The following is an 8727-nucleotide window of genomic DNA, read 5'->3' on the forward strand; positions in this document are numbered from 1 at the left end:
CGCTGGCTGATTCCGACTCGGATTCACTTTCTGATTCACTTGCTGACTCAGATGCCGATTCAGATTCACTTTCGCTGACTGATTCTGATTCGGACTCAGATTCACTTTCTGATTCACTTGCTGACTCAGATGCCGATTCAGATTTACTTTCGCTGGCTGATTCTGATTCGGACTCGGATTCACTGACAGACTCAGATTCACTCGTCGAAGTTGATTCACTTTCTGACTCGGATGCCGATTCAGATTCACTTTCGCTGGCTGATTCTGATTCGGACTCGGATTCACTGGCTGATTCTGATTCACTTGTCGAAGTCGATTCACTTGCACTCAATGATTCACTTGCTGACTCAGATGTCGATTCGGATTCACTTTCGCTGGCTGATTCTGATTCGGACTCGGATTCACTGGCTGATTCACTTTCTGACTCAGATGTTGATTCGGATTCACTTTCGCTGGCTGATTCTGATTCGGACTCGGATTCACTGACAGACTCAGATTCACTCGTCGAAGTTGATTCACTTTCTGACTCGGATGCCGATTCAGATTCACTTTCGCTGACTGATTCTGATTCGGACTCGGATTCACTGACAGACTCAGATTCACTCGTCGAAGTTGATTCACTTTCTGACTCGGATGCCGATTCAGATTCACTTTCGCTGACTGATTCTGATTCGGACTCGGATTCACTGACAGACTCAGATTCACTCGTCGAAGTTGATTCACTTTCTGACTCGGATGTTGATTCGGATTCACTTTCGCTGGCTGATTCTGATTCACTTTCTGATTCAGATGTCGATTCAGATTCACTTTCGCTGGTTGATTCCGATTCACTCTCTGAGGCGCTTTCGGATTCCGATTCACTCTCTGAGGCGCTTTCAGATTCGCTAGCAGACTCGGATTCTCTTTCTGACTCGCTAATTGATTCCGATTCACTCTCTGAGGTACTTTCAGATTCACTAGCAGACTCGGATTCGCTTTCTGACTCGCTAATTGATTCCGATTCACTCTCTGAAGTGCTTTCAGATTCACTAGCTGACTCGGATTCGCTTTCTGACTCGCTAATTGATTCCGATTCACTCTCTGATGTGCTTTTAGATTCACTAACAGACTCGGATTCTCTCTCGGACTCGCTGGTTGATTCTGATTCACTAGTCGAAGTACTTTCGGACTCGCTAGTTAAAATACTCTCGGATTCGGATCTACTTACAGACTCACTTGCAGCCGTGCTTGCTGACTCACTTGCAGCCTTGCTTGCGCTCTTACTTGCGGAGACAGATTTTGACTGACTATCCCAGTTAGAAAGAATAGAGTCGGCATCCGATTCCGTAATCGTACTGTTTGAAATAGCTGTAGAAAGACTATTCGATTCGATAGTACTAATCCGTTCAGAAACTTTTTCTGAGTCAGAAGCATATTCAGATTTGATTTTAGACTTTTCTTCGCTAATTGAAAGAATCTCTGAATTGTATTCCGACAAGCTCTTAGATAGACTTTCTGATACACTCTCAGATCTCACTTTACTTAATGATTCTGATAAGCTCTTTGAAGTGTTTGCAGATTCACTTAAACTCTTACTCCGTGAAGCTGCTGATTCAGAGACACTAGTGCTTAATGATAGCGAAGTGCTCTTAGATGCGGAAGTACTTTCACTAGCTGATTTTGAAACGGACTCACTTGTGGACTTTGAAGTGGATGCTGATTCACTTAAGCTCTTACTATTCAATTCCGACAAACTCGTGCTAGTTGACTTTGAAATCTCTTCTGATTGAGAAACCGATTCAGATTCTTTGATAGATTCGCTAATACTCTTTGAAGCAGCTTCACTCTGACTTTCTGCAACAGATTTTGACGCACTTTCTTTTTTCTCGCTATCTGATTCTGACGCAAGACTATTTGAAATGCTGTCTGCTTCACTAGCGCTTTGCGAGTCAAAAATACTCTTACTTATTGATGCAGATTCACTAGCACTAACAGAATTGCTCTCGCTGACTGACTTACTTGCACTTGCACTCTCAGACTCAGAAACTGATTCACTTGCTGACTGAGATGCAGACTTGCTACTTGAAATTGAGGCTGATACGGAGTCACGCTTAGACTGAGATTCACTTCTGGACAGAGATCTGCTTGCACTGTCAAAGGCACTAATTGATGCTGATTCTTCGGCAGACTTAGATGCAGATTCGCTATTTGAGGCAGAATTTGCAGAGCTTTCCTCAATTGACTTGGACTTACTGTCACTGTTGCTGTCAACAATACTCTTGCTTGTTGAAGCCGACTTGCTCTTTTCAATTGACTCAGACTCACTTGCTGATTCTGAGACAGATTCACTGATAGATTGAGAAGTTACTTGACTGGCTGATTCACTGAAGGCATTACTGTTGTATGCGCCCTTAACAGCTGCGCCAGCCATAATACCACCAAGGTTTGCCTTGTTAGTGTTACTTTCACTAACAGTTGCTTTTACATTCTTAGTCGTTGCACTTTCATCTGCTTGAACTTCAACAAGAACGTTATTAACAACTGATGCAAAGTCAACAAGATTTTCTGATGGAATCTTAGTGGTAAAAGTAACTGTTAACCCTTGAGAAGTATCAATTTTATTGGTAGTAGAAAAAGCATCCCCCCAATAACGCTTATTTGCGTATTTCTTATCATTTACTTGGCTAGCATTAACATTAAAACCCAGAGCAGTTTTTTGGATTTTACCATTTCCATCACGCTGGGTGCCATTATACAAATTATTGATATTAATAATCGTATTATTAGTCCCTGCAGCATCGTAAGCAGCAACAACGGCACCTGAGGCATTTGAGTAGACAGTGATCGTATCTGCCCCCTCAAGCCCTGACATACTGTTTACAAAGAAACCAAAGTAAGAGGAACCATTAGTAGACTTTGGCATGTAAGTAACTTCCCAAGTAATGACACCAGTGCTCAGGTTTAGGTAACCTTTTAAGTTTGACAAAGTCTGAGGAGCATAGGGACCATTATTAATGGTGGTTATCTTCATGTCATAGATCAAAAAGCCCTTGCTTGCTGCAACTTGGCTAGCCAGGGTACTCATGGAGTCAGCAGTACTCAATGAGTAGTTTTCTGCACGGTACTTGCTCGTACTCTGTGAAGCACTAACAGAAGCAGCAATAGATGCAGACTTTTCAGCTGAAGCTGATGCTGATTGAGCAACACTAGTTGAAAGTGAAGCAGATTCGCTTGCTTCTTCTTTTGAAACAGATTCTGAAGCACTCTTTGAAAGAGACTCTTCTTCTGCTTCAGATTGACTAGCACTAGTAGACGCACTCTCACTTTGTGAAGCAAGTTGTGAGTCTTCCTTGCTTGCAGAAATTGATGCATCCCGGTCTTGCAAACTTAAGCTAGCTTCTGGGTCCTTTGATGCAAGTTCACTCTCTGAACGAGATACGCTTTCACTATCTGCAAGAGATTTAGACGTTGATTCACTTTCAGCAACGCTCCGCGAGGTTGACTGACTTGCAGAAGTACTTTCACTATCAGCAATTGATTTCGACGTCGAGTTGTTTTCTGAAGCTTCTTTACTTACTGACTGAGATGCCGATTCAGATTCACTTTCGCTGGCTGATTCTGATTCGGACTCGGATTCACTGACAGACTCAGATTCACTCGTCGAAGTCGATTCACTAGCTGATTCACTTTCACTTGTTGAAGCACTTTCTGATTCGGATGTGGACTCTGATTCGCTGGCTGAAATAGATTCATCCCTTGATGTCGATGCCGAAGTTGAGCTACTCGTCGACTCAACCTTACTTGTACTAGTCGAAGCCGAGTTACTCGTTGACGTAATTTCGCTGGTTGAAGCAGATGCAGCCTCAGACTGGCTCTTAACCTCTGAATTAGATACTGAGATACCGTCACTCGCGGAATTATATATCGATTCTGACGTACTAGCCTTAATCGACGTACTCATGCTGGTGCTCAGCGAACGCATTTCTGGAGTTGAGACCAGCTGGCCATTCAAGTCCCAGCGTCTAAACGTACCATTGTTCTCAATCGTGTCGGCTGCAATGTTTCCTGCAAAGTCAGAGCTGGTAATTATATGTGCATTGGGTGCCAGCACGCTACCGGCAAAGGTACTATCAAACCTAATCGTATCGCTGGTAGTACCAAAGTTCCACAGCAAGTGGTTAGGCTCTGATCTCCAGACATCACTGCTGCTAAAGCTGTTCCAGTCCCTGTTAAACAAGCTACGCCAATCATCGTATTGTAGCCGAAGCTGACGGGAAATATCGATAGTCTGACCTTCTGGAATGCCCGTAACGTTAATAACGACAACTGGACCATAATTTGATTCAGTCAATCCCCTAATCGTTGTGGTTCTTGAGCCCGTCAAATATTCATATGGAACATTGACATAGATTCGATTGTTTGCATCCGGTTGTGCTTTTGAAACATCAATCATGTAGTCCGAATTATTAGGCTGAGCACCATACTCTGGATTATTGTAGTAGCCTTGGCGAACACCAGGCGTGGTGCCTTGTTGACTTAACGATTGAGCATTGCCGTTCAGAATATTAAAGATCTGTTCAAAATCAATATAATTGCTGTCGGCTTTATCTTTAAAAACGTCAGCATTGTAACCAATATGTACATGATCCATGCGATTACCGTTTATGTATAGGTTACCGTCTCGTCCAATTTCAGCATTGACGTCATTACCAAAAACAATGCGGTTATAGTCAGGATCAGAAAAGGCATTGCTGCCGATTTGACCACTAATCTTTTGGATATAGTCAACATCGCCAATCGTGAGATTCCCATTGATACGATCCTGCGTTCCAAAACTACTGCCGCCTTGATAATCGCCAGTTGCCAGATTACCACGATAATCTGCGTTGATCTTAAGGTGATTGGAAAACGTCCCAAAAATCGATGCCAGATCAAGCGTACCGTTGCCATGATAATTTTGGATAAAGTTACAAAATGATCCCCAATCATGATTAAAAATACCATCAAGCATTCCATCAAACAGTTCACTCAAACTGTCGTTATATATATGGCTCCAATCAAACGTGTATGAGTTTTCGTTGTTCAAATACTCATCATCCAAAATCGTATTTGAATGGATCACTTGATTAGACTGCTTTGCCCACAGCTGACCTAAAATATCCTGCAGGTAATTGGCAGCCGCTGCCTGAGGATCGACACTGGCTGCCGTTAGCGTGTTGGTAGCTTGACTGTTAGTTTGTTGACCATAGTCTGGTGCGGTATTTGACTGTGAGTCGTGAGCTGATGAACTATTTGAAGTCGTTGTTGAACTGCTTACAGTATCTTCACTGGCAGTTGTTGAAGCAGTTGATGCCGTTTGGCTGTTTTCGGATGATTGTTTAGAATCAGCTATTGAACTTTGACTGTCTTCACTGCTAGTTGAGCTGGTTGAAGCCTCATTTGAGTTGGCTGATGAGCTTTCAGCTGAGCGGCTGTCAGTACTATTGAACGTTTCTGATTGAGTCGTACTGTCCGTCGAATCCAAGCTTTTTGAATTATCGGTCGAGCCACTTGTTGATTCGCTTTGAGAATTCGATGAAAGACCAATTGCCATTGAGCGGCGCGAATCCATTGTTTTCTGCAGTTGCGTGCTGTCGGCCATTGCAGTTGTAGGCATCAGCATAGTGGCCCCGGCAATGGTTCCGATGGTGGCGATTGCCTTGAGATAATCTTCATATGAGGTTTCATCATCCTCATCAACCGAAGCCGCTTTCAAAAAAGTCCAAAAGCGTGACAATGAGCTACACCAGCCTCGATGCGTCTTATATAGTTTTACGCGTTCGGTTTCATCAACTTTTGATTTGTTTCGAACATTTTTTGTTTGCACGTTAATCTTCCTTTATGTATTAAACATTGTCCGCAAAAATGTCATTTGGCCAATGAATGCTTATTAATTTTAAAAAATAAGAATGATCGCTAAATCATGATTCATAAATCGACATCTATTCATAGCAGTCGAGAAGAAAAGTTTTACCCGTATTATAAGTTAATATGTTAAGAAAAATATAATCATTTACACTGTTTAAGTAACAAAGCATATACACAGATATTAGTTTATGTTATCTATTGAAAAATTTCCAGAATAAATTAAGGGCTTTCTCAGCTTTTGTAAAATCAAACAAAAACTTGATTTGTGTTTTTTTAATAACAGCAACAAAGATACTGAACAACCTACTGATAGAAAGTAAAAATTTTTAACGATTTATCGATTGAATACATGAAAAATTTGACATTAACAACGTACCTCCTGATCAACTTATCAGATATGCAAATATGAACTCTTTTTGGTTATTTTATGGAGATTTACCTTTTTACTATGATCAACAGTAAAAAATATTTATAATCACATTTAAAGCTTTACTGAATTTTTCTAAAAAAATATACATTCTAAATCAGGGGGAAATATGAACATTAAATCTAAAAAATGGCTGTGGACAGGAATTGCCGCAATTGTAATCGCCCTAGCAATCGGATTGGGAATTTACTTCCACAATTCATCCAGTCAGTCTGCCAAGCCGCAGCGAGAGACTCATCCATCTAAGATCACGGTTAAGCAGTTCATTAAAACCATTGCGCCAATTGCTCAAAAAGAACAAAAGAAATACCACATCCCTGCCAGTATCATCATCGCCCAAGCTGGCACGGAATCAAACTGGGGTCGCAGTAAATTAGCTTACAAGTACAATAATTTATTTGGGATTAAGGCAACTTCCAAAAAGAATCGCGTGCGCATGTACACTAAGGAAAACATCAATGGCAAAACGGTCGAGGTCAAACAATATTTTGCCGTATATGACAGCTGGGATGCTTCGCTAAAGGCCCATGCTGAACTGCTCGCTCATGGAACCAAGGCCAAGCCAAACGTATTTAAGGATATCTTAAATGCCAAAAATTACCAAGAAGCCGCCTGGGCACTGCAAAAAGACGGCTATGCCACCGATCCCAACTATGCCAATGAGCTGATCTATGCTATCAAGAAATTCAATCTTGATAAATATGACAAGTAACATCAATCCTCGTTCCAATTGCTGGTGCGAGGATTTTTTGATAGATAATTCTTTTTTAGCGCCATTTAATTTGTCAGGCAACAAAAAAGCCCTACAACTACCAGCTGCAGAGCCTTTCATTATAGATTTAATTCAAACGCCCAGCGCAATGGATCATTGGGCTCATCCAAAATGTTGATGTGACCGCGTCTAATAAAACCATTGCTGGTGGCAACGTGCTGCATTGCTTGATTCAGATCATGCGTATCGACACGGAAATTATGAATTCCCTGCTCGTTTAAAATCGAAATCAAGTCACTCATAAAGTATTTTGCCAAATGCTGGCCGCGATAGTCTTGACTCAGTGCGAAGCGATGAATAGCAGCATATGGAGCATCATTATTTTGCCAGGCACCATCGATTTTCTGATAGTTTGGATCATCACCAATTACGGCTGCTGCATAGCCGGCAACCTTGCCATCAACTTTAAGCACCCATGATGATTGACTGGCCAAATCTTGGGCAACCGTATCGGCATTAGGATAGCCTGCCTGCCACTGTGGACTGCCGGCTGCCTTTAAAAATGCCTTGGCTTGATCAAAAATTGCTGCAACTACTGGAATATCATTCTGAGTTGCTCTGGTAACATAAATTAAACTCATTGCCTTTCCTCGCTTTAGTTTATCGATTTCTTTTAGACAAGTTTATCACGATCAATTTTTCCAACAATCCTATTTCAATTATTTTTACCAACTGCTGAGCGATTCCATTTCTCAGGAGTTATGAATTGTTAAAGATTGCAAAAATTTTTTAAGTGATTGGCACAAATGTTAAGAAAAGCATTGACTTAATAATCGACAAACATTAAGCTTAAAGGTATAGAAGCTATATGATTCATAGAGTTAGGGTTCAATGGTTCCTTCTTATCAAAGAATTTATTTTATTTCTATCTCATGTGTATATATGCCTATAAAATGGGGTTCGTAACTTCTGAGTTATGAAGCACCCCACCTCAACGCATCAACGCAGTTTAAGCCGCTAAATTCCCATTTTTGTGGTGACATAGCAAAGATGCCGTTGCCCGACATAGATTACCAAGTTTGACTTTTATCATTTACTCGTTCGCGGCGACGAGACTTGGTTCCCTTGAAATCCCAGGTGAAATGAGACATTCTTGCCCCGTCTCACCTTTTTTATTTTTAATAAATTTTCAAAATGAGTAAAAGGTTAAACTATATGCATTTAAAATTTGTAAAAAAGCATTTCTCTATAAATATCAAACCATGCATATAGTAATTTTTTCTAAAAACAAAAACATGCCGGATAGCAACTACTACCGAACATACAAGCATTTTAAATTCAAAGTAAGCACACCATATTGAACCGTGTTGCCTGCCAAGCAGTAGGCAATTTCAAAAATTAAAGAATAAAAAAGCAGCGGTCGACCGGCGCATTTCTGCGTGGTCGACCGCTGTTCATTTATCAATTAGGCTTTGCAGCTTTCTTGAATTTCACGAGCCCATGGCAAATAAGCCTCTATTTCTGGCGTTTCGCGTTTTGTAAAGGCGCTAAGCAGGGTCTCTAAATATTTAAAGACATCCAAATGATTTAGTTTTGCGGTTTGCACGATGCTATACCAGATCGCATTGGAGAGTGTCAATAATTTTGTGTACTTTTGAAAATCCTTCTCTGTATGAAATGCTTACTTAAATAAACATGGAAT

At 41.0% G+C, this 8727-nt stretch carries 4 protein-coding genes; 1 reads left to right on the top strand and 3 read right to left on the bottom strand.

From position 1 onward, the window contains the following. On the bottom strand, positions 1 to 5845 hold a 5845-nt coding region (locus tag QOS03_RS08610; RefSeq protein WP_283576119.1), incomplete at its 3' end, for a serine-rich glycoprotein adhesin. Positions 5846 to 6422: 577 nt separating this feature from the next. Here QOS03_RS08610 and QOS03_RS08615 point away from each other — a divergent pair. Beyond that, positions 6423 to 7025, top strand: coding sequence for a glycoside hydrolase family 73 protein (locus tag QOS03_RS08615; RefSeq protein WP_169462231.1), 603 nt, complete (start codon positions 6423 to 6425; stop codon positions 7023 to 7025). Positions 7026 to 7144: 119 nt separating this feature from the next. Here the strand turns inward: QOS03_RS08615 and QOS03_RS08620 are convergent, their stop codons facing one another. Together QOS03_RS08620 and QOS03_RS09720 are read right to left on the bottom strand one after the other, a co-directional pair. Beyond that, on the bottom strand, positions 7145 to 7666 hold the full coding sequence (locus QOS03_RS08620) for a GNAT family N-acetyltransferase (RefSeq protein ID WP_272208697.1): 522 nt from the start codon (positions 7664 to 7666) through the stop codon (positions 7145 to 7147). 824 nt (positions 7667 to 8490) lie between these two features. After that, the gene (locus tag QOS03_RS09720; protein ID WP_283612372.1) at positions 8491 to 8631 is read right to left on the bottom strand and encodes a transposase domain-containing protein; all 141 of its coding nucleotides are present in this window, start codon (positions 8629 to 8631) and stop codon (positions 8491 to 8493) included. Positions 8632 to 8727 lie beyond the last annotated feature (96 nt).

It is taken from the genome of Limosilactobacillus pulli (assembly GCF_947381555.1).
In the GTDB taxonomy this organism is placed as follows: domain Bacteria; phylum Bacillota; class Bacilli; order Lactobacillales; family Lactobacillaceae; genus Limosilactobacillus; species Limosilactobacillus pulli.

What these genes read in the sequence shown, in the direction of transcription:
- QOS03_RS08615 (WP_169462231.1), top strand. Translation starts at nt 6,423, where the DNA reads ATGAACATTAAATCTAAAAAATGGCTGTGGACAGGAATTGCCGCAATT.
- QOS03_RS08620 (WP_272208697.1), bottom strand. Translation starts at nt 7,666, where the DNA reads ATGAGTTTAATTTATGTTACCAGAGCAACTCAGAATGATATTCCAGTA.